General features: G+C 65.8%; 20 protein-coding genes. 9 read left to right on the forward strand and 11 right to left on the reverse strand.

Features of this window, described 5'->3' with window-relative positions; genetic code table 11:
* Positions 1–21: 21 nt before the first annotated feature.
* A complete protein-coding gene (locus tag MRBLWO12_RS12195; protein WP_363555827.1) occupies positions 22–1,473 on the forward strand; it encodes an MFS transporter in 1,452 nt (483 codons plus the stop codon).
* Between the two features lie 9 nt (positions 1,474–1,482).
* Positions 1,483–2,037: a TetR/AcrR family transcriptional regulator gene (locus MRBLWO12_RS12200; protein ID WP_363555829.1), complete on the forward strand. Its 555-nt coding sequence runs from the start codon at positions 1,483–1,485 to the stop codon at positions 2,035–2,037.
* Here MRBLWO12_RS12200 and MRBLWO12_RS12205 read toward each other — a convergent pair.
* Together MRBLWO12_RS12205 and MRBLWO12_RS12210 are read right to left on the reverse strand one after the other, a co-directional pair.
* Entirely contained in the window at positions 1,988–2,149 is a 162-nt protein-coding gene (locus MRBLWO12_RS12205; RefSeq protein WP_363555831.1) for a hypothetical protein, read from the reverse strand. The two genes, MRBLWO12_RS12200 and MRBLWO12_RS12205, sit on opposite strands and share 50 nt — an antisense overlap.
* A gap of 183 nt (positions 2,150–2,332) precedes the next feature.
* Complete coding sequence (locus tag MRBLWO12_RS12210) at positions 2,333–2,956, reverse strand: NADPH-dependent F420 reductase (RefSeq protein ID WP_363555833.1); 624 nt, start codon at positions 2,954–2,956, stop codon at positions 2,333–2,335.
* A gap of 111 nt (positions 2,957–3,067) precedes the next feature.
* Between MRBLWO12_RS12210 and MRBLWO12_RS12215 the strand changes: the two genes are divergently transcribed.
* Positions 3,068–3,550 (forward strand): MarR family winged helix-turn-helix transcriptional regulator, encoded by a 483-nt coding sequence (locus tag MRBLWO12_RS12215; RefSeq protein WP_363555835.1) that lies wholly within the window; start codon positions 3,068–3,070, stop codon positions 3,548–3,550.
* A 23-nt stretch (positions 3,551–3,573) separates the two neighbouring features.
* Here MRBLWO12_RS12215 and MRBLWO12_RS12220 read toward each other — a convergent pair whose 3' ends face one another.
* The 8 genes from MRBLWO12_RS12220 to MRBLWO12_RS12255 form a co-directional block, all read right to left on the reverse strand.
* The gene (locus tag MRBLWO12_RS12220; RefSeq protein ID WP_363555837.1) at positions 3,574–4,440 is read right to left on the reverse strand and encodes an NAD(P)-dependent oxidoreductase; all 867 of its coding nucleotides are present in this window, start codon (positions 4,438–4,440) and stop codon (positions 3,574–3,576) included.
* 39 nt (positions 4,441–4,479) lie between these two features.
* Complete coding sequence (locus MRBLWO12_RS12225; protein ID WP_363555839.1) at positions 4,480–5,535, reverse strand: LacI family DNA-binding transcriptional regulator; 1,056 nt, start codon at positions 5,533–5,535, stop codon at positions 4,480–4,482.
* 142 nt (positions 5,536–5,677) lie between these two features.
* Positions 5,678–6,934, reverse strand: coding sequence for a M24 family metallopeptidase (locus MRBLWO12_RS12230; protein WP_341955349.1), 1,257 nt, complete (start codon positions 6,932–6,934; stop codon positions 5,678–5,680).
* Between the two features lie 266 nt (positions 6,935–7,200).
* Positions 7,201–7,590 carry a RidA family protein gene (locus MRBLWO12_RS12235; protein ID WP_341933440.1) on the reverse strand — a complete coding sequence of 130 codons (390 nt, stop codon included), beginning with the start codon at positions 7,588–7,590 and terminating at the stop codon, positions 7,201–7,203.
* A gap of 39 nt (positions 7,591–7,629) precedes the next feature.
* On the reverse strand, positions 7,630–8,193 hold the full coding sequence (locus tag MRBLWO12_RS12240) for a flavin reductase family protein (RefSeq protein WP_363555841.1): 564 nt from the start codon (positions 8,191–8,193) through the stop codon (positions 7,630–7,632).
* A 55-nt stretch (positions 8,194–8,248) separates the two neighbouring features.
* A complete protein-coding gene (locus MRBLWO12_RS12245; RefSeq protein WP_363555843.1) occupies positions 8,249–9,451 on the reverse strand; it encodes an acyl-CoA dehydrogenase family protein in 1,203 nt (400 codons plus the stop codon).
* 155 nt (positions 9,452–9,606) lie between these two features.
* On the reverse strand, positions 9,607–10,275 hold the full coding sequence (locus tag MRBLWO12_RS12250; RefSeq protein WP_341955352.1) for a GntR family transcriptional regulator: 669 nt from the start codon (positions 10,273–10,275) through the stop codon (positions 9,607–9,609).
* 7 nt (positions 10,276–10,282) lie between these two features.
* On the reverse strand, positions 10,283–10,825 hold the full coding sequence (locus MRBLWO12_RS12255) for a VOC family protein (RefSeq protein WP_363555845.1): 543 nt from the start codon (positions 10,823–10,825) through the stop codon (positions 10,283–10,285).
* A gap of 155 nt (positions 10,826–10,980) precedes the next feature.
* Between MRBLWO12_RS12255 and MRBLWO12_RS12260 the strand changes: the two genes are divergently transcribed.
* The 3 genes from MRBLWO12_RS12260 to MRBLWO12_RS12270 are packed head-to-tail and all read left to right on the forward strand — an operon-like array spanning position 10,981 to position 15,865.
* On the forward strand, positions 10,981–13,158 hold the full coding sequence (locus MRBLWO12_RS12260; protein WP_363555847.1) for an alpha-ketoacid dehydrogenase subunit alpha/beta: 2,178 nt from the start codon (positions 10,981–10,983) through the stop codon (positions 13,156–13,158).
* Between the two features lie 2 nt (positions 13,159–13,160).
* Positions 13,161–14,462, forward strand: coding sequence for a dihydrolipoamide acetyltransferase family protein (locus MRBLWO12_RS12265; RefSeq protein WP_363555849.1), 1,302 nt, complete (start codon positions 13,161–13,163; stop codon positions 14,460–14,462).
* Between the two features lie 20 nt (positions 14,463–14,482).
* Positions 14,483–15,865 (forward strand): aldehyde dehydrogenase family protein, encoded by a 1,383-nt coding sequence (locus MRBLWO12_RS12270; RefSeq protein WP_363555851.1) that lies wholly within the window; start codon positions 14,483–14,485, stop codon positions 15,863–15,865.
* A 173-nt stretch (positions 15,866–16,038) separates the two neighbouring features.
* Here MRBLWO12_RS12270 and MRBLWO12_RS12275 read toward each other — a convergent pair whose 3' ends face one another.
* Positions 16,039–17,283 (reverse strand): acyl-CoA dehydrogenase family protein, encoded by a 1,245-nt coding sequence (locus MRBLWO12_RS12275; protein WP_363555853.1) that lies wholly within the window; start codon positions 17,281–17,283, stop codon positions 16,039–16,041.
* Positions 17,284–17,760: 477 nt separating this feature from the next.
* Between MRBLWO12_RS12275 and MRBLWO12_RS12280 the strand changes: the two genes are divergently transcribed.
* From MRBLWO12_RS12280 to MRBLWO12_RS12290, 3 genes are all read left to right on the forward strand, one after another.
* Entirely contained in the window at positions 17,761–18,732 is a 972-nt protein-coding gene (locus MRBLWO12_RS12280; RefSeq protein WP_363555855.1) for a sugar ABC transporter substrate-binding protein, read from the forward strand.
* A 35-nt stretch (positions 18,733–18,767) separates the two neighbouring features.
* A complete protein-coding gene (locus tag MRBLWO12_RS12285) occupies positions 18,768–20,279 on the forward strand; it encodes a sugar ABC transporter ATP-binding protein (RefSeq protein WP_363555857.1) in 1,512 nt (503 codons plus the stop codon).
* A 130-nt stretch (positions 20,280–20,409) separates the two neighbouring features.
* Positions 20,410–21,387 (forward strand): ABC transporter permease, encoded by a 978-nt coding sequence (locus tag MRBLWO12_RS12290; RefSeq protein ID WP_363555859.1) that lies wholly within the window; start codon positions 20,410–20,412, stop codon positions 21,385–21,387.
* Positions 21,388–21,396 lie beyond the last annotated feature (9 nt).

Raw genomic sequence — 21,396 nt, forward strand, 5'->3', positions numbered from 1 at the left:
GGCACGAGTGAGGAGACCGAGATGACGACCGACACCCCGTCCCCCCGAAGCCGCTGGTGGGCCCTCGGCATCCTCACCCTCAGCCAGTTGATGGTCGTGCTCGACGTGACCATCGTGAACATCGCGCTGCCCTCCGCCCAGACCGAGCTCGGATTCGCCGACGAGGGCCGCCACTGGCTGGTCACCGGCTACGCGCTGGCGTTCGGCAGCCTGCTGCTGATCGGCGGTCGCCTGAGCGACTACTTCGGGCGCCGGCGGATGCTGGTGATCGGGCTCGTCGGCTTCGCCCTCGCATCCGCTCTCGGCGGCTTCGCCGACGGACTCCCCGCCCTGCTCTCGGCGCGCGTCCTGCAAGGCGCGTTCGGTGCGCTGCTCGCGCCGGCCGCACTGTCCTTGGTCTCCACGACCTTCGAAGACCGCAGGAGCCGCCTCCGCGCCTTCGCTGTCTTCGGCGCCGTGTCTTCGGCGGGCGGCGCGGTCGGCCTTCTCCTCGGCGGGCTGCTGACCGAGTACCTGTCGTGGCGCTGGTGCATGTGGGTGAACCTCCCGATCGCCGCAGCCGCCCTCGCCGGGATGTGGCTCATCCGCACGCAGCCCGTGCTCGATCGCACCAGGCTCGACCTGCCGGGGGCCGCCACCTCCGTGCTCGGCATGGTCGCGCTCGTCTTCGGCCTGGCGATGGCCGAGCACAACGGATGGGGCAGCATCGCGACGCTCGGCCCGCTGCTCGCCGGGGTGATCCTGATCGCCGTGTTCGTGCTCATCGAGCGGCGGGCCGCGCATCCGCTCCTCCCCCTCCGCGTCATCCTCGACCGCGATCGGGGTGCCGCGAACCTCGTGGGTCTCCTCGTCAACGGCGGACTCTTCGCGGTGTTCCTGTTCAGCACGTACTACCTGACGGAGGGTCTCGGATACTCCCCACTGCAGACGGGGTTGAGCTTCATCCCGGTCGTCGCGGGGATCATCGCGACCTCGACACTCGCCGGGTCCGCTGTCGCCGCCCGGTTCGGCCCCCGATCCGTCATCACGACCGGCAGCGTCATCGCGGCGCTCGGCCTCGTCTGGCAGACGACCGCGGGGCTGGACAGCGCGTTCGTCCCCGACCTGCTTCCGGGGCTGACCCTGTACGGACTCGGACTCGGCCTCGTGTTCGGTCGACTTCAGGAGGCCGCGACCGCCCGCGCCGAGCGCCGCGATGTCGGCGTGGCATCCGCGATGATCAACGCCAGCCAGGAGGTGGGTGGCGCGGCCGGAACAGCGCTCGTCAGCTCGCTCGCCGCCGCCGCAGCCGCCGCATTCGTCGCGACGGCGCCGCCGTCCGCCACACTCAGCGCCTCGGCTACGGTGGAGAGCTACCAGGCCGCACTGTGGGCCGCGTTCGCGCTCTACGTGGTCGCCGCGACCGTCTCGGTGCTCCTGTTCCGCCGGGGCGTGGTCGAGATCGACCCCACCGCCGAACCGATCGCGCACTAGGAAGGACGGATGACGATGATGACCGCGCCCCTGTCAGGACCGATCGACGCCGCAGCTTCGCTGTTCGCACGGCACGGCTTCGCGCGCACCAGCGTGCAGGCCGTGGCCGACGCCGCCGGGTACTCCAAGGCGGGATTGCTCCACCACTTCCCCACCAAGCTCGCCCTCCACGCGGCCGTCGTCGACGCCTGCAGAACGGAGACCGCCCGCGTCCGCGACCGCGTCGCCGAGCTCCCGATCGGCGCGGAACGGGACAGACGGGCGATCGAGCTGCTCGTCGACCTCTCGCTGGCCCGCCCCGGACTCGTCAGCCTCCTCCTCAGCACGATCGTGCCGATGGGCGACGACGACACCGCCCCGCTCGACGACCTCGGAGACCTGCTCTTCGAGGCCTTCGACGACGCTCCCCCTTCGGAGGCCCGCCGCATCCGCGTCACCGGAGCGCTCGTCGCCCTCGGCATCCTCTCCCTCGAAGCCCGCCGGTGCGACAACGCCTCCCCGTGGCGGAACGAGATCATCGCGACGAGCGTCGACGCACTCGGGCACGCGGAGCCGGGGCGCTGAGGAACTCCGGCTTGCCGTCGCGCAGGACCGTCGCAGTCCCGAGGTTGGCGACCGTTCCGTCCGCCGCATAGTCCTCGGCGACGAAGTGGATGTACACCTCGGGTGCTGTCATCTGGCGAGCGTTGCAGAAGCTGAGGACAACTCGGGGACTCTGCTGCGCGACGGCCGTGCCGATGGTCCCGATGGGCGCCCCGACCACAGCAGCCGAGTGAACAACGTGCGCCGCCTGACCGGGCGCGGCCACGGCAGAGCGAGACGAAGCGCCCACCGACACGCTTCGTCCGCATTCGCCCGCTTAGGAACGGATAGCGAAACCACCGGTCCAGGGCACCTCTTCGCGCACCGCGAGGACGAGCTGGAGGAATCCGAGAGCCTCGAGTTCCCGCGCCCGCTTCAACGACCCTGCGTCGGCCACTGAGACGCCGCCGGCCGAGATGATCCCGGTCAACTGCGCTTTGGCCTGGTCGTCGTCACTCGCGACGATCACGGTCGTGGGGACGCCGCCCACCTCGCGCGACCCGAGAGTGGCGGCAAAATTGGTGTTGAAGGCCTTGACGACCTTCGCATCGGGAACCGCTCGCTGGAACTCAGCAGCAGCGGAGGAGTCAGCGGGCACCGTGAGTGCGTCGAACGTGTCGAAATCGACCGGATTGGTGACATCGATGACGATCTTCCCCTGCAGCTGCTCGGCGTACGTCTCGATGACGTCTGCGACCGCAGGGTAAGGAATTGCGAGCACGACGATCTCACCTGCCAGCGCCTCCCCGAAGGCGGCCGCCGTGCCTCCGACTTGCTCTGCCAGGGCGGCAGCTTTCGCCGAGTCCCTCGCGACAGCCTGCACCGACGCGCCACCCTTCGCGACGATGCCCGCGATCGCCGTGCCCATGTTCCCCGTTCCGATGATGGAGATGCTTGCCACGTTTCGTCCTCCTGCTCAATTAGGTTGCAACTACAACTACTTCTGACAATCTACTCTCGACCTCAGCTGTTCCTCTAGGGTTGGTGCGATATGTCCTACAAAGTCCCGCGAATGACCGAGGAGCAATCTCGCGCCTGGTTGGCGCTCGTCTGGACGGCAGAACTGCTCCCCGCAGCGCTCGACGCGCAACTGCAGACGGACTCCGGCCTGACGCACTTCGAGTTCATGGTCATCGGCACACTCCAGCAGGCGAAGAACAGCACTCTGCGCACGAAGGACCTCGCCTCCGCGACGAACTCGACGCTGCCTCGACTGTCGAGAGTCGTCGGCAAGCTCGCGGTTCGCGACCTGGTGGAACGCATCGGAGCAGATGACGACGCCCGCGTCGTGAACGTCAGGCTCACCGCAGCGGGGCGACGTGAACTCATCCGCGCGGTACCCGATCACATCGCTCTCGCCAAGTCGGTCGTCATCGACCGACTGTCCGATGACGACCTCCGAGCATTGACCCGCATTCTTGCACCGCTCGTCGAGCGTCTCGATCCGCTCCACCGCGTCGGGTTCGCTGCGGCCGAGAAATCCTCCTCCCGCTGAGCGGATTCCCGTCTCGACGGCCGTCAGCCCTGTCGGCGTGTGATCTCCGCCATCGCCGACCAGTCGAGCCTGGCGAGCTCTTCATCCTGGAGTGTCTGCTCGAAGATGTCAGTGAGAACCGACGCGGTCGGCAGGGCTGCGCGGAACTCCTGCGCAGCCGACCGTGCCAGATTGAGATCTTTGAGCCCCAACTCCGCCGAGAACCCGACGGGCAGATACCCACGTTCGGCGATCATCTTGCCGTATCCGGTGTAGGCGCTGCCGGTGTAGGCGGCATCGGTCAGGATCTCGACGAAGACCGACCCGTCGACGCCTCCTCGTTCGATCAGGTTGACCGATTCGGCCAGCGCCTGCAGCGTGTGGATGAGGTTGTAGTTGACCCCGATCTTGACCAGATTCGCACGCTCGGGCTGATCTCCCAGGCGCCAGGTGCGCTTGCCGAGAACGCTCAGGAACTCCTCGGCGCGATCCAGGGCCGCCTCGGGGCCGGCGGCGACGATGTTCAGACCGCCGCTGGCCGCCAGGTGCGGACGTCCCAACACGGGGGCCGCGACGTAGTCGACCCCGGCCGCATTGTGCCGCTCGACCAGCTTGCGCACGGTGTCAAGGCTCAGCGTCGACATGTTCACGTGCACCGAGCCGGCCGCAGCGCGGAGCGACTCATCCGTGAAGACCGCGTTGGCGGCCGCATCGTTCGCGAGCATGGAGATCGCGACCCCGGCGCGAAGGGCCTCGGCTGGTGTCTCCGCCGCGCGAGCCCCGGCGGCGACGAGTGGCTCCAGTGGACCGCTCGAGCGGTTCCACACGAGCACGTCATGCCCGGCATCGATGAGCCGGTGAGCCATGCCTGCACCCATGGTGCCGAGGCCGAGGAAACCAACAGTGGTCACGAGAAACTCCGTTCGGTGGTGAGGGGAGAGAGAACAAGCTCAGGGTGAGTATGCGGTCGTCGAGCCGCGCTCGATGAACTCGGGGTCAAGCGTCTGACGGACTTCGGTCGGCCGCACTCCTTCTAGGAGATCGAATGCGATGCGCGCACTGCGACGCCCCAGCTCGAAACCGGGCATACGCACCGTCGTGAGCGGCGGGTTGAGATGGTCGACGAGCGGCGCGTCGTTGTAGCCGACCACCGAGATGTCCTCAGGACAACGCAATCTAGCGGCTCGAATCGCATCGATGGCGCCGATCGCCATCAGGTCGTTGTGCGCGAAGATCGCCGTCGGCCGCCTATCGGGCGGCTGCCGAAGAAGCATCTCGGCCTGACGTCGCCCTTCCTCGACGTTGCTGTCCGGCGCGTGGGCACCGGTCGACACGTCCGCAGCTTCTGGATGCTCACGGAGAGCCTCCTCGAACCCCCGCGCGCGCTCGACGAACGAAGAGATCTGGAACGTACCGGGAATCTGGGCGATGCGCCGGTGGCCCAGGGACAGGAGATGGTCGACCGCCACCCTGGCACCGACGAAGTCATCAGGCAACACTTCGAGATGGCGTCGTTCGATGCCGGACTGCGCCGAGGAACTGAATCCTCGCACCGCCAGCACCACCGGAACACGCCGCTCGAGGTCTGCGACGAAGTCCTCATCGTCGACCTGCGCGGCGCTCAGGATGATGCAGTCCACCTGATTGCGCAGCAGCCGTGTCACGACGCTGCGGAGTATCGCCGGGTCATCGTGGGTTTCGGCGACGAGCGGCGTGTATGTGCCAGTGCGGGCTTCGTGCTCGATCCCCCGCAGCAGGGAGACCACGAAGGAGTTGGCCAAGTCGGCGACGACGACACCGATGGTGCCCGTCCTTCCCCGGCGAAGACTCTGTGCGACCGCGTTGGTGCGGTAGCCGAGCCCCTCGGCGATGGCGACCACCCTCGCCTTGGTCGCATCGCTCACGAGGTGGGACTGGTCATCGCTCAGTGCTCGCGACGCAGTGGCGACATGGACGCCGGCCTCACGGGCGACGTCCTTCAGATTCGGTACTCGAGATTCGGCCATCTTCGCACTGTAACGCCCGTTGATTCGTCCCCGGCGCAGGGAGTCCGCGCTCCGCGTCATGCGGACCGATCCCCTGGGGTCTCGGTCCGCACGATCGACGCCGTCACTCTGACCCACGCTCTCGTGAGATGTTTTCCCTCGCTCAGTACGGGTTGGCGACCATGAGTTCTTCGGCAGGGTACTTCGTGAGGATCACCGGGCCGTCCTCCGTGACGACGACCTCTTCTTCGATGCGCGCGGCAGAGTAACCGTCGCTCGCAGGGCAGTAGGTCTCGACCGCGAACACCATTCCGGTCTTGATCTCGACGGGTTCGCGGTAGCTGTTCAGTCTCGAGATGACCGGTCGTTCGTGGAGTCCGAGCCCGAGGCCGTGGCAGAACTGCAGCCCGAAGGCCGACAACTCGTCATCGAAACCGAGGGACTCCGCCGTGGGGAACAAGGACGCGATCTCGTCCGAGCCCACGCCCGGCTTGATGGCGGCGATGGCGTTGTCCATCCACTCCCTCGCGCGGGAGTAGGCGCTCTTCTGCGCGCCCGTGGCGCGGCCCACGCTGAACGTGCGGTAGTAGCACGTGCGATAGCCGTTGAACGAGTGGATGATGTCGAAGAACGCCTGGTCTCCCGGACGGATGATCCGATCGGTGAAGTTGTGCGGGTGCGGGTTGCATCGCTCGCCGGAGATCGCGTTGATCGCTTCCACCTGGTCAGACCCGTACTCGTAGAGCTTCTTCGCGGCCATGGCGACGATGTCGCTCTCGCGCACGCCAGGCTTCAGCGCCTCGACGATGTCGGTGTACACACCGTCGACCATCGCCGCCGCCTGGTTCAGCAACATGATCTCGTCGGAGCTCTTGATCTCGCGAGCATCGAGCATGTGCTGCTGGGCATCGACCACCGTGAGACCCTGGCGCTGCATCTCGAACAGGAAGGGAGGCTCGACGATGTCGATCCCGACGGGTGCATTGTGCAGACCCATGTCCTTCAAGATGCCCTTGATCTCGGTCACCGCGTCGACCATGAGACCCGCCGTGGGAGCTACCGCGCCTCGGAAGCCGAGGAAACCGGGGTGGTTGTGATCCTGCTTCAACCACGGCGAATAGAGCTGGTGGTGCTTCACCGCGGAACCGAAGTCCCACAGGTGCGGCTCGCCACCTCGTGTGAGCAGGGCGTACCGGATCATCTTGTCGCCCAGAGCGCCGCCCACCCAGGACGACGTGGTGTAGCGGATGTTGTAGAAGTCGAACAACAGGAACGCCCCGCATTCGCTCGCTTCCAGGGCCGCTTGCGCGCGCTGGAGGCGGTAATCCCGCAGGCGGGAGAAGTCGACCCGCATCTCGTAGTCGACACCCATCTGCCCGGGCGTCAGGAGCGGTCGGGGAGTGTTGGCGGCTTCGGCCATCAGTGGCGGCCTCTCTGTCGGGACGGTTGTCGTAATTGACGTTACCGCAAATTCAAACGATTGCATTCATGTGTGGAAGCCGATTCCGGAGGGGGGATCGCCACCGCTTCCTCACGGAGATCACGGGGAAGCCATCTGGCGTCCGACTCGCCACCCGACCGCCGAACGAGGTGGGCTGGACAATGCTGTGACGCGTGGAGCGCAGACAGCGAGCCGCAGGGTGGGCTTCCTTGCTCATGGAGCGAGGAAGCCCACCCTGTCGGCCGTCAGCGCACCGCGGCGATGCCGTCGATCTCGATCGTGGCACCGTTGTAGAGCGAGTGGACACCGATGACGGTGCTCGCGGACGGCGTCGTTGTGTTGATGATACGGTTGCGCGTCTCGCGCCAGGTGTAGAGCTTCTCCTGGTCCAGCTCCGTGATGTACACGTTCACGCGAACCAGGTCGTCGTACGTCACGCCGGCGGCGTTCAGAGCGCGCTCGAACTCGCCGTACGTGAGCTCGATGGCACGGACGAAGTCGGTGGGAACGGACCCGTCCTCTTCGAAGCCGACCTGGCCCGAGATGAAGACCAGCTCGCCCGCGGTGACGCGAGTGCTGTCCGAGATACCGGGAACCACGGGCGCCGGGATGCGGGAGATGCGTTCGTTGGTCATATTCATTGCTCCTTTATATTGCGGATGGCCTGACGGGCTTTACTCGTCGCGTCCGTAGACGACGCAGAACGGGACGGAGGACGCAGGAAGCGAGGATCGATCCGAGAGTGTGTGCCACCGGCGATTGTGATAAACGAGCGGCACGGGCTCCTTGTCGACATCGTCGCCATGCTTCTTGGACTCGATCGCCTCGACGAGGATCAGGGTCGAGCCGTTCGCATCCACACGCTGCACGACCCGGCCGCGCAGCCAGTGCGCCCCCGGATAGTACGGCTCACCGGTGGGGAGCCGTCCCCACTCGACGTCCGGGCCGAATCGGTCGACACCGCGCTGCGCCCCCAGCTTGGCCAGCGCGACCTGATCCGCGGCGAGCATGTGCACGACGACCGTCTCAGCTTTGAGGATCGTCGGCGTGCTCGACGAGAGGGCCGACGCGGAAAACACGAGAGTCGGCGGATCGATGGACACGGACGCGACAGAGCTGACGGTCATCGCGACCGGCCCGTCGCCGGCGTCGGCGGTGACGATCGCGACGCCGGCCGGATGCGACCGGAAGGCGAAGCGGAAGTCGTCGGCGGAGATGGCGGAAGGCGTCTCAGTCATGGTCATTTTCATACCGTTCACTTGGTTGGTTTCGAAGTCGGGTACAGATGGGGACTCATACGACGGGCAAGACGAAACGGGCATCGCCTTCACGGCCCACCATGACCCTGCCCAGAGCCTCGTAGCCGCTCGCAGAGAGGGTGTGCCCGTGTCGGGCCGCCGCTGCCTGGTCGCGCCAGATCCGCTGAAGAACCGACGAATCGGCGAACCCTGCGGAACCGTGCGCCGTCACGAGGTCGCTGATGAGCTGAGTGATCGTATCGATGACCCAGCCCGCCTTCGCGCGCAGGGCGATCCGGTCGGCATACGGCGCATAGTCTCCCCGCTCTGCCGTGCGGTAGATCTCGTCGGCGACCTGTTCTGCCAGCGCTTCGGCCGCGGCAAGCTGCACGGCGGCCTTCGCGAGCGTGTACTGGAAGATCGTGGAATCCGCCTGACGGTCATACCCCGTGAAGGCGATCGACTTCGTTTCCGCCGCCGCTACGACGAAGTCCAATGCCGCGCGTCCCATTCCGAGGTGTGGCCCCACCAGGTTCATGAAGAGAGAGGGCACGAACATCGTCCGGTACGAGGTCCCGTGGTTGCTGCTGATGTACTCGCCCTCGATCGCGGCAGTCAACCGGAAGATGCGATGACTCGGCACGAAGACATCGGTCGCGAGCTGAGTCACGCTCGCGGTCGACTTCATTCCGGCGACGAACCAGTCATCTTCGAACGTGAGGTCCTCGCGCGGGATCAACGCGACACCGGCGTCGACGATCTCGCCCGCACCGTTCTTGAGTGGCACACCGAGGAGCGACCAATCCGCCTCGCGGCTACCCGTGCCGTACGTCCATCGACCGGTGATACGGAATCCCCCGTCGACGGCGACGGCTTCTGACGTGGTGGCCAGCACGATGGAGACGAGGGCGCCCACCTTTCCGCGCTCACCCCAGACGTCTTCCTGTGCCTGATCGCTCATGAGGCTCAGCACCCACGCGCCGGTGTTGTAGATGCCAGCCATCCAGGCGAGACTGCCGTCGCCTGCGCCGATCGCGCTGGTCACAGCCTGCACGTCGCGGGTACTGGCTGCGAGCCCGCCGAACTTCTCCGGTGCAGACACATTGAAGGCACCCGTGGCGCGCACGGCTTCGAAGACACGCTCCGGAACGCGTCGAGAGAGATCTCCTTCACGCCCGCCTTCCGCGAGCTCCGGGCGGAGCCTCGTAACCTGGTCGACGATGTCGGCGGTCGATGGTCGAACAAGTGTGTCAGACATGGGTGTTCCTCCTCGGGGCGGTTGATCGTTTGGAGCGAATGGCGGAGTGCAAACGATTGCTATCGCCTGATGGTAAGCCGAGATTGTTGCGGTGATGTTTCGCGGTCATGGGTGGTCGGCGGCGTCGCTCGCGTTGGGATGCCGCCTTCTGCGCGCTATGCATCGAAGACCTCCGGGTGTCGAGCAAGTTCCAATCGACTGCGGCGGATGTGCCGTCGGAGCACCTGCTCAGCCTCTTCGACATCTCGCCGACGAAGAGCCGTGACGAGCAGATGATGGTCGTGGTGGACCGCATCGTCGCCCTCACGATAGAAGAGACGTGTCGCGGTCCGCCGATAGTGCTGTGTCCGATTCCACAGCCGGAAGACCGTCTCGCCGAGCACGGTGGTCTGCACCGCCTGCAGGCTCGAGTGATGGAACTCGCGGTCCAGGAGCAGGAAGCGCTCGACATCCGACGTGCTCGCCATCGCATCAGCGAGGGCATCCATGCTGTCGATCACCGAGTCCGGGAGGAGGGGGACGTTCAAGCCCAGAAGCAGCGGCTCCAGGCTCTCCCTCATGCGATACATCTCTTCACAGTCCGACACCGTGAGCCTCGACACCCAGGCCCCGGTGTTCGCGACGATCGTCACGAGGCCCTCTGCCTCCAGCATCCGCAACGCCTCGCGGACGGGCAGCCGACTGGCGCCGAGCTGATCGGCGAGTTGGCCCTGACGGATACGCTCGCCCGGCGCGTACTCGCCCAGCAGGATGGCATCGCGCAACGTCGCCGCGATGCGAGCGCCGGTCGCGCCATGAATGAGAGTGCTGTTCGCTATCGACATGCGGGGCTCATCGTTCGGGGTGGGCCGGGTGCCAGAGCAGCCGGTCGGATGACTGTTCGTATGCCTTGCCTTCAGGGAAGCTCACGAGCTCGAACTGCAGACCCCACGGGCTGGTGAAGTAGACCCAGCGCTGGCCTTCCGCGGCCTGGGCGCTGGATGTCGGCGAACCCATGACGTCGACGCCGTTGTCCTTCAGGTAGCGCACCGCCTCGTCGAGCTCATCGACGTAGAACGCGATGTGATATCCGCCGAGGTCACTGTTGCGCGGGTGGGGGGCCTGACCATCGGCAGCCTCGTACAGGAACACCTCGAAGTTGGCCCCGTTGCCCAGGCGGAAGAAGCGGATCTCGCTGATGACGGTGCGCGGATGCACTCCCAGATGGGTGTGCATCCAGTCATCGTCGGACTGCTTCGACCCGAGGGTGTAGACGCGGTCGCAACCGAGGATGTCGACAAGGAAGCGCTCGGCTTCTTCCAGATCCGGGACGGTGAATCCGATGTGATCGGTCCCGCGGATGCCGGGGATACCCCGACTCACGGCGTCAGCCATAGTGGACTCCTCTGTCACTGCAAAATTGGATACACCGTACCCACATCCGGAGTCTACGACGGAGTATCCACTTATGCAATCGTTTGTATTGTATCCGATACTCCGCTACCGTCGACTCAGCGGTCTAGGTGATCGCGCGAGAGGAATGGGCGAAGATGCCGAAGATGAAGCGACTCCAGACCGGCGTCGACTGGTTCCAGCTGACCACCACCGACGCGGATTGGAATGCAGCCGATCCCGCACTTCTGGGGACCATGCTGAGTGAGCTGCATCTGATCCGCGCCTTCGAGGAGACCGTCCTCGAGATCGCCGGCGAGGGTCTCGTCCATGGCCCCGCGCACTCGAGCATCGGACAGGAAGGCGGCGCCGTCGGCTCGATCGTCGGGCTGCGCTCGACGGACGGCGTCAACGGCTCTCACCGCGGGCACCATCAGTTCCTCGCCAAGGCCCTCACTCACGTCAGTGCCGGCACGATCGATCCCGCCGAGCCGGTGAACGATGCCATCCAGACCGTCCTCCAGCGCACACTCGCCGAGATCCTCGGCCTCGCACAGGGGTACTGCCGCGGCCGCGGCGGGTCGATGCACCTGCAGTGGTTCGAAGCCGGCGCACTCGGCACCAACGCGATCGTCGGCGGTGGCGCACCGATGGCCACCGGCAATGCCTGGGCGCAGAAGCACTCGGGCACGACGGATCTCTCCATCAACTACTTCGGTGACGGAGCGGCACAGATCGGTTCCGTCCTGGAGTCGATGAACCTCGCTGCCGCATGGAAGCTGCCCGTCTGTTTCTTCGTCGAGAACAACCTGTATGCCGTGTCGACCCGCGCGGACGAGATCACCGCGGACCCCCGGTTCTCTGTCCGCGGCCAGGGCTTCGGCATTCCCTCGTGGCGCGTCGACGGCATGGACCCGCTCGCGGTGCACCTGGCAACTCTTGAGGCATCCGAGCGGATGCGCTCGGGCGAAGGTCCGACCGTCATCGAGGCCGAGGTCTACCGGTTCTTCCACCAGAACGGCGCGTACCCCGGCAGTGCTTTCGGGTATCGCACAAAGGAAGAGGAGGCGCACTGGCTTGCCCGTGACCCTCTGGACCTCGTTGCCCGGCACATGATCCGCCGTGGACTCATCGACGATGCCGGTGTCACAGCCCTTCGCGAGCGTGTTCAGGCCGCGATGACCGAGGCCACCGCTCAGCTTCTCGAGCCGGACCCGGACCGTCCCGGAAAGCGCCGCATCCGACCGGAGCTGTGGCCGGAGACGAGCTTCGTCAACGTGGGCGTCCGCGGCGACGGCACCGAGTTGCAGGGTCTCCCCGCGCTCGACGAGTCCACTCCCCTACGCCCGGTGAAGTTCATCGACGCCGTCTCCCAGGTGATGGACCGCCGCATGGAGACGGACCCGCGCATCGTCGTGATGGGCGAGGACGTGCACCGCCTCAACGGAGGCACCAACGGCGCCACCAAGGGGCTGCCGAAGAAGTACGGCGAGGAGCGCATCCTGGGCACCCCGATCAGCGAGAACGCGTTCGTCGGCCTCGCCGGTGGCCTCGCCCTGGACGGTCGCTTCCGCCCGGTCGTCGAGTTCATGTACCCCGACTTCATGTGGGTGGCCGCCGACCAGGTCTTCAACCAGATCGGTAAGGCGCGTCACATGTTCGGCGGGGACAATGATGTACCCCTGGTGCTGCGCACCAAGGTCGCGATGGGGTCCGGCTACGGGTCGCAGCACCTGATGGACCCCGCGGGCATCTTCGCGACCAGCCCCGGCTGGCGCATCGTCGCCCCCTCGAACGCGAGGGACTACGTCGGTCTGATGAATGCGGCTCTCGCACTGCAGGACCCCGTGCTCGTGATCGAGCACGTCGACCTCTACGGCACCGCCGACGAGATCCCGGAGGGCGATCTCGACTACATCATCGAGCCAGGCTCGGCCGCGGTGCTTCGCGAAGGCTCCGACGTCACGGTCCTCACCTACCTGTCCATGGTCGCCCACTCCAAGGAGGCCATCGAGCAGACCGGGATCGATGCCGAACTCATCGACCTGCGTTGGCTCGACCGGGCATCCATCGACTGGGACACGATCGGTGAGAGCATCCGCAAGACGAATGCCGTGCTGATCGTCGAACAGGGTTCGCAGGGCACGTCCTACGGCGCATGGCTGTCCGACGAGATCCAGCGGCGGTTCTTCGACTGGCTCGATCAGCCGATCGCCCGCGTCACCGGCGAAGAGGCATCGCCCAGCATCTCTCGCGTGTTGGAGCGGGCAGCCATCGCCCGCACGGAAGAAGTGGTCGCGGGGCTCGAAGCCGTCCGCGCCGGATTCGGATCCTGATCATGGTGGAAATCATCCGTATGCCCGCGATCCTCGCCGGCGCCGAGGAAGCGGCCGTTCAGGCGTGGCTCGTCGCCGCGGGCGAGACCATCGCACAGAATCAGCCGATCGCCGAGATCGAGACCGACAAGGCGAGCGTGGAGATGCTCTCGGAAGTCGCCGGAGTGGTCGGACGACTCCTCGTGCCCCAGGGCGACAGCGTCGCGGTGGGCGATCCGATCTTCGTGATGCTCGCCCCCGGCGACACCGAGAAGGACATCGACACCGCGCTCGCCGCGATCGGGCTGGGGGCGCCGGCATCGCCCCCGCCATCAGAGCCGGAACCGGCGAGCGCCGTCCCGACGGTTGCATCGACGGCATCGTCGGATAAGACGAGCGCGCTCGCCGAGGAGCGGAGCGACGAGCTCGAGACACGCCGGCTCTTCGCAACCCCCATCGTTCGCCGGCTCGCCGCTCAGCACGGCGTGGCGTTGAGCGATGTGCGGGGAACCGGCCCGCACGGCCGGATCGTGCGTCGCGACTTCGAGGCTCATCTTGCACAGCTGACGGCGGCTCCCTCCGCCGCTCCAGCACAGGAACTCTCCGACGCGAACCCCGCAGCGGCAGCGCCGAGCAGTGGAGCGGCTTACGAGGATATCCCCCTCGATCGGATGCGCAAGGCGATCGCCCGCCGCCTCACCGAGAGCAAGTCCACGGTGCCGCACTTCTACCTCGTGGCCGACTGCCGCGTGGACGCGTTGATGGCCCTGCGTGCGACGGTGAATGAGACGGCGAGCCGCAAGATCTCCGTCAACGACTTCGTGGTGAAGGCCGTCGGTGCGGCTCTCATGGAGGTCACGCAGGCGAACGCGACGTGGAACGGCGACAGCATCCGCCAGTTCTCGTCCGCTGATGTGTCGGTCGCGGTCGCCACGGAAGGCGGCCTGACGACCCCGGTCCTGCGCGGCATCGAACGCATGTCCCTGACGGAGGTGAGCGCGACCATCGCCGAGATGGCCGAGCGCGCACGCGCAGGGCGGCTCAAGCAGCACGAGCTTGAAGGAGGCAGCTTCTCCGTCTCCAACCTCGGGATGTACGGCACGTCGCAGTTCACCGCCATCCTCAACCCGCCGCAGGCGGGAATCCTCGCGGTCGGGGCCGCGCGGTCGGTGCCGGTGATCGACGCGGACGGGGCGCTCGCGACCGGGAAGGTCATGACCGTGACCCTCTCGGCTGACCATCGCGTGCTCGACGGGGCGGTCGCGGCCCAGTGGCTCGCCGCCTTCCAGCGACGCATCGAGAACCCTCTCACCATCCTGATCTGATCTGAGGAAAGAAGACAACCATGGCAATCATGCGAAGTGTCAACCCCACCACCGGGGAGGAGCTGGCGACGTTCGAGCACGACAGCGACGATGTCGTCGAGCAGAAGCTGGCCGCCGCCAGCGCCGCCGTGCCCCAGCTCAAAGCGGCAGGGTGGGCACGACGAGCCGAACTCATGAACGCCGCCGCCGATCTACTGGAAGCAGACCTCGAGCAGGTCGCCGCGATGATCACCGACGAGATGGGCAAGCCCATCGCACAATCGCGTGGGGAGGTGACGAAGTCCGTCTACGCCATGCGCTACTACGCGGAGAATGCCGAAGCCTTCCTCAGCGGACGCACCCTCGACGACCCCTCCGCCGTCGGGGCGACCCGGGCCGGAACGCGCTTCGACCCGCTCGGCGTCGTCCTCGCCGTCATGCCGTGGAACTACCCCATCTGGCAGGTCGTCCGCTTCGCCGCACCGGCTCTGATGGCGGGGAACGCCGGCGTCCTGAAGCACGCCTCGAATGTGCCGCAGGCCGCGGTATACCTCGGCCGCCTCTTCACCCGGGCGGGGTTCCCCGAAGGATCCTTCTCGACCCTGCTCATCGGCGCCGGACGGGTTGAGGGCGTGATACGGGACCCGCGCGTGTCCGCCGTCACCCTGACCGGTTCGGAGCCGGCAGGGCGTTCGGTCGCGTCGATCGCGGGAGACGTGTTGAAGAAGGTCGTGCTCGAACTCGGCGGATCCGACCCATTCATCGTGATGCCCTCCGCCGACCTCGATGCCGCCGCGGAGATGGCCGTGAAGGCCCGCACCACCAACAACGGCCAGGCCTGTATCAACGCGAAGCGCTTCATCGTGCACACCGACGCATACGCCGGGTTCTCCGAGAAGTTCGCCCAGAAGATGGCACAGCTGCGGATCGGCGACCCGCAGGACGAGAGCACGGACATTGGCCCCCTGGCCACTTCCTCGGGCCGCAACGACATCGTCGAGCTCGTCGACGATGCCCGGGAGAAGGGCGCGAGCATCATCGTGGGCGGCTCCTTCGACGACAGCGCCGACGGCTGGTTCTACCCGCCGACGGTGATCGCGGGGATCACCCCCGAGATGCGCCTGTTCGAGGAGGAGGCCTTCGGACCGGTCGCGAGCCTGTATGAGGCGGCTTCGCTCGAAGACGCCCTGGCGATCGCCAACAGTCTGGACTTCGGCCTGGGTTCGGCGTTCTGGAGTTCGGACGAAGCGGAGATCGACCACGCCATCAAGACGATCGAGTCCGGCGCCGTCTTCGTCAACGGCATGACGATCTCCTATCCCGAGCTGCCCTTCGGAGGCATCAAGCGCTCCGGGTACGGCCGCGAGCTGTCCGCCGAGGGTATCCGGGAGTTCTGCAATCTCAAGACCGTGTGGGTCGCTTGACCCACCACGCGGCGTAAGGAGCTCACCAGCGAGCGCCCACGCCGCAAGACGGCCCCGTGGAGAAATCCACGGGGCCGTCTTGCGTGTCCCGGACGAAGCATCTCGGCGACACGAGAAGGGCCCTCGCGGCGGTCGACGTCTCCGTCACCGCCCCGAGGGCCTTCCCCTGACGATCAGAAGGGTTGGACGTTGTCCTCGATGCCGAAGAGGAACTTGCCGTAGACCTCGGCGCCGATCTCCGGGTGCACCAGAGCGTGACGGCTCGCCGTCTCGCTGTTGCGCCAGAAACGCTGCAGAGGGTTGATCTCGGCGAAGCTGAAAGCCCCGGCGATGCTGAGGCAGCGGTTGATCGACTTGCGCACGAGCGCTGCCGCCTGGCCGTTGTCCATGCGAGTCCTGGCACGCTCCTCCACCGTCATCGGACGACGGTCGCGGGCGGCGGAATCGATGGTCGCGACACTGCGAGTGACGAGCAGGTACGCCTGGTCGGCCTCGGACTGTGCCTTGGCCAGCTCGATCTGGTGCACGACCGAGTTCTTCGCGTGCTGGTACACGGAGTACGTGATCGGCTTCTCACCGACGCCGCGGGCGATCTCGATGGCTCCGCGCGCCATGCCGATCTGCGCAGCGCTCAGCACGATCTCCGCGACGGGAACGAAGGAGGCGTTGTAGTTGTCCTCCTCGGCCCACTCCCGCGGGTACTGCTCGGTTGCCAGGTCGCCGATCGGCACGATCCGGTGCTCGGGGATGAAGATGTCCTCGACGAAGACAGTGTTCGAGCCCGTTGCGCGCATGCCCGCCACGTACCAGGTGTCCCTGATGTTCGAGTCCGCCCGCGGGATCAGGACGAGCGAGTTCACGGGGAGCCCGTTCTCGTCCTCGCTGGTGCGTACCGGAACGATCGACCAGTCCGCGTGCAGCGAACCGGTGGAGTAGCCCCACTCACCCGTGAGGCGAATGCCGCCTTCGACGTGCTCGACCTTCTTGGTGGAGTTCGCCTGCATGAAGGGGCCGCCGGGCGAGAGGACTGCGGCGACGGATGCGCGGGGGTTCGAACCGAAGACGTCTTCCTGAGCCTGTTCGGGGAAAAGAGTGGCGAACCACGTGGACGAGTTCAGCAGCGCTGAAACCCAACCAGTCGCTCCGTCCGCCTGCCCGACAGCCGCGACGGTGTCGATGAAGGTGCGGAAGTTTCCGCCGAGACCGCCCCAGCGCTTCGGGATCGAGATGTGCAGAAGCCCTGCATCCCGCATCGCCGTGATGACCTCATCCGAGACACGACGGTTCTCCTCACCCTGCTGGGCGTACTCGCGAATCAGAGGCTGCAGTGCCTGCGCCTTCGCGATGATGTCGTAGTCGGGGCCGGGGGCGCCGAAGAAGGCGTCCATGGCCGGTGCTTCTTGTACTGAACTGCTCACTGTCGCTCTCCTTAGGTGACGCTGGCTCGGGTCCTGCGTACGATTGCAATCGTTTGCTTCTGATCCTGATGCTATACGCCCGGCGGCCACTTTTGTGTTTCGGTTTTGAAAACTTCTCCACGAAAGGCACCGGGGCGATGGGAATCTTCTTCAGCGCGGGCGGCCGGATTCTTGTGGACGCCTCCCGCAGGCGCCGCCCCCCTGGGCCCGCATTGCGAATTTAACTTCCATGTAACGAATTCGATACATGCAATCGATTGTATTGACGAGTTGTTCAACCACACCATACGTTGGCGCCGCACGTTCACACCGAATCCGGAACCTCGGCTGTACGCGATCCCTGATGCGAGTGCGACGTCATGCGTCACAAAGCTGTGCCGGCCTGTCGAGCACCCGCTCGAGCCCAGATGTGCTGGCCCGTCCAACGGATCGAGAAAAGCCATGCAATCGTTCTCCGCGTCACGTCGTCTCGCGATCATGACAACCACCGCCATCGCCATCGCCCTGGTTGCGACGGCGTGTTCCCCCGCCGGCTCCGGCGGCTCAGCCAGCTCTTCGTGCGAAGAGGAATACACCATCGGATTCAGCCATCCCGCGAGCGAAGCCTCCGCCGTCAAGGTCGTGAAGGAGGCCGCAGTGGCGCACGCGAAAGAGCTCGGATGCGTGACGGTGCTGCTCGACAACACGAGCGGAATGAACCTCGAAACTCAGCGCTCGACTCTCGAAAGCTGGGTCACACAGAAGGTCGACGCCATCGTCGTACTCCCCGTAGACCCTGCGGCGCTCGAGAACCTGCGCGAGAAGGCGCAGGGCCAGGGCACCAAGTGGCTGACGTACGTGGCCGGCAACCCCGAAGAAGACGGCACAGTCGGGTTCGACAATCAGTCCGCCGGCGAGGACATGGCCGCCTACCTCGAACAGTGGATCGCCGAGAAGCACCCTGAGGGCGACATCTCCGCTGCCGTGACGACAGCCACGCCGCTGCCGTCGATCCAACCGCGCGTGCTGCCGGCGATCGACCTGTTGGAGAAGGCTGGCATCGACGTCGTCTCGCAGCAGGACTGCGCCGCACAAGACTGTGGCCTGCAGCTTGCCGAGGATGCCCTCCGCGCGCACCCCGACCTGCGCGTGTTCATCGGGCTGAACGACGATGCAGCGCTCGGGGCACTACGTGCTTTCCAGAACGCGAAGATCGACCTCGATGAGACGTTCATCGCAGGATTCGACGGAGCTGAAGAAGCCCTCGTCTCACTCCAGGACAAGACCGGCTACACCGCGTCGTCGGCGATCCCGTCGGTCGAACTGGGCGCGTCGGTCGTCGACAACGCCCTCGCTGCGATCACCGGCGACGGCGATGCAGGCAAGCAGACGCCGATGTTCCTCGTCACGCCCGCCGACAGCGACGAGATCGCTGAACTGCTCAAGGCCTACACCACGTTCGGCGGTTGATCGGCGGATCGAGGAAGAGGCGAGAGGAGCGGTCGATGGTTGTCGCGCTGGAGACGAGGAATCTGGAGAAGAGCTTCGGCTCGAACCGAGTACTCAAGGGAATAAGCCTGGAGTTTCGCTCCGGAGAGGTAACGGCGCTGCTAGGAGCGAACGGGGCGGGAAAGTCGACTTTCCTCGGCTGCATCAGCGGCGCCGAGGTGCCCTCGTCCGGGCAGATCCTGATCCACGGGGAGGAACACTCGGGATCAAGCCCCCGGGAGTCGATCGAGGCCGGGGTCGGAATGATCTATCAGCATTTTCAGCTGATCGCTTCTCTCAGCATCGCTGACAACGTCTTCCTCGGTTCCGAAGTGCGCACCGCTCTGGGCGCGACTGATCGTCGCGCCCAGGAGCGGGAGACGCTGAGGTTGTTGTTGTCGCTCGGGCTGACGCTGAATCCCGCTGCAACGGTCGGGAGCCTCAGCGTGGGCCAGCAGCAGGTGGTCGAGATCGTGCGCGCGCTGCGACGTGATCCGAAGGTGCTGATTCTGGACGAACCGACGGCGGCACTCAGCCACAGCGAGGTGACGGCCCTGCTGGAACTGATCTCCACGCTCACACGCACGCGGGATATCGCCGTCATCTACGTCAGTCACATCTTGTCCGAGATCGTTCAGGTTGCCGACCGTGCTGTCGTGTTGCGGGACGGCACCGTCTACGAGGACCGGGTGCGCGGCGAGTTCGAGGTGTCGGATCTCGTCGACTTCATCTCGCCCGACAAACGGTCGTCCTCGGTGCGAGACAGGGGTGATGCGAGTGGCGAGATTGCGTTGCGGCTCTCCTCATTCGGCGGTTCAGCCAGCGGCCCGGTCGATCTCGGAGTGCGCGAAGGCGAGATCATCGGCGTCTTCGGGCTACTGGGATCGGGCCGGACGAACCTGGTCGAGACGTTGGCAGGTGTTCGCCCCACCTACACCGGCACGGCAACGGTGAACGGCACAATTCTAAAGGCACGGACTCCCCGCCATGCCGCTGCGCAAGGAGTCGTGCTCGTGCCCTCAGACCGCAAACTCCAAGCTCTGTTCCCCGACATGACGGCTGTCGACAACGTCGTACTTCCGCACATGAGGAAGCTGGGGAGGTTCGGCGTTCGATCGAAGCGAGCGGAACGCGCCGCTTTCGGCGCCATCGCCGACGCACTTGCCGTGCGCCCACGCGAGCCGGATCACGCAGGCGGTGCTTTCTCCGGCGGCAATGCGCAGAAGCTGATGATCGGGCGATGGACCAATCCGGCCAGCGAGGCCAAGGTGCTGCTCTTCGACGAGCCAACCCAGGGCGTGGATGTCGGCGCCCGAGAGGACATCTACGCCTTCGTCAGGACCTTCGTGGCCGAGCCCGGTCGGTGCGCGATGTTCACGACCAGCGACTACGAAGAGGCTGCCACCCTCGCCGATCGAATCGTGGTGCTGCACGAGGGCGAGGTTCAAGCGATCATCGACTCCTCCGCGAGCGAGGCGGAACTCATGTCACTCGCCTTCGGCGAAGACACGGTTCTCAGCCCCCGATGAACTCCCACACTTCACGTTCCCACAAAGGATCCACCGCATGATGACGACGACAGCAGTAGACACATCGAACGAACAGGCACCATCGCCTGCCACACCGCGCCGGAGCACATGGCAACGGTTCCGCCAAGCCATGGATCTCCAGCTGGTGATCCTGATCATCGCGACTGTGCTGCTGATGGGCTTCTTCGCCGCTGCCTCCCCCATGTTCTTCACAGCGGATAACCTGCTCAACATCGCGAACCAGAATGCCTCGACGTTCATCGTCGCTGCCGCAGCCGGCATGCTTCTCATGGCCGGATACGTCGACATGTCGGTGGGATCGGTCATGGCGCTCGCCGGCGTCTGCGCTGCTTTCGTGTCGATCGACTACGGAACGGTTGCCGGCATCATCTGCGCCGTGCTGGTGGGGACGCTGGTCGGCACGCTCAACGGCATCTTGATCGGCCAGATCGGCATGTCCCCGATCGTCGTGACGCTCGGCGTGCTCGCCGCCGCACGTGGACTCGCACAATTGCTCTCCCCCGGATCGCTTTACGGGCTACCTGAGGATCTCATCGGCATGGGATCCGGTTCCTTCCTCGGAGTCCCCATCCTGGTGTGGATCGCAGGAGTGATCTGCGCGATCTTCTGGTTCGTGTCCGCGCGGATGCCTGCAGGCAAGCACACGCTCGCTGTCGGTGCCAATCCACGCGCAGCGTTCTTGACCGGCATCCCGGTCAAGAAGTTCGTCATGGTGCTGTACATCGTCGTCGGAGTCAGCGTGGGCATCGCGGCGATCATGCAGGTCGCCCGACTCGGCAGCGCCCCCTCCGGCACGCTCGGCCTGGGATTCGAAGTGGTTGTCCTGACCGCGGTGCTCCTGGGAGGCGTGCCCTTCACAGGTGGACGAGGCAGCGTCATCGGGGTGCTCATCGGCGTGTGGCTGATCGCCGTGCTCGGGAACGGACTCACGTTGCTCAACGTTCCGACTGAGATTTCCGGAATCGTCACCGGCGTCGTTCTCGTCCTCGCCGCTGCAAGCTCGTTGAGCGGATTTCAGCGCCGCCGGAGGCGCCCACGCCGGGTGCAGTTGAGCGCCCGAACCGCTGCAGTACGCGTGTCCAAATAGCCGCCATCC

Origin of the sequence: Microbacterium sp. LWO12-1.2, from assembly GCF_040675875.1 — a bacterium.
GTDB lineage: Bacteria > Actinomycetota > Actinomycetes > Actinomycetales > Microbacteriaceae > Microbacterium.